We start from the raw sequence: 380 nt of genomic DNA on the forward strand, positions 1-380 counted from the left end.
ACCGAGCGACTGGCCTTCATGGCCCATGACGCCCGACTCGCGGCCATCATCTCTCACGATGCGCTGAGCACGCGGCTTCCCGAGGGACCATGGCACGTGGTGAACCTGGATCGGCTCGGGGATGCGCTGGAGGGTTCGGCGTCAAACCCGTGGGTGGATGACAGCACCGCCGATGACCTGGCGCACATCATCTACACCTCCGGGTCCACGGGGCGCCCCAAGGGTGTCTGCATTCCACACCGGGGTGTGGTTCGCATGGCGCTCGACGCGGACCAGGTCCGCCTGGGGCCAGACGACCGGGTCGCCCAGGTGACCACGGTGACGTTCGACCTCTCCACCTTGGAGATCTGGGGTGCGCTGCTCAACGGCGCCGCGCTCGT

The 380-nt window shown here is 67.6% G+C and carries 1 protein-coding gene; it reads left to right on the forward strand.

Annotation, left to right across the window (positions count from 1 at the left end):
• Positions 1-380: AMP-binding protein (locus tag G4D85_RS48730; RefSeq protein ID WP_164021980.1), on the forward strand; the 380-nt coding region annotated here is incomplete at both ends.

Source organism: Pyxidicoccus trucidator, from assembly GCF_010894435.1.
In the GTDB taxonomy this organism is placed as follows: domain Bacteria; phylum Myxococcota; class Myxococcia; order Myxococcales; family Myxococcaceae; genus Myxococcus; species Myxococcus trucidator.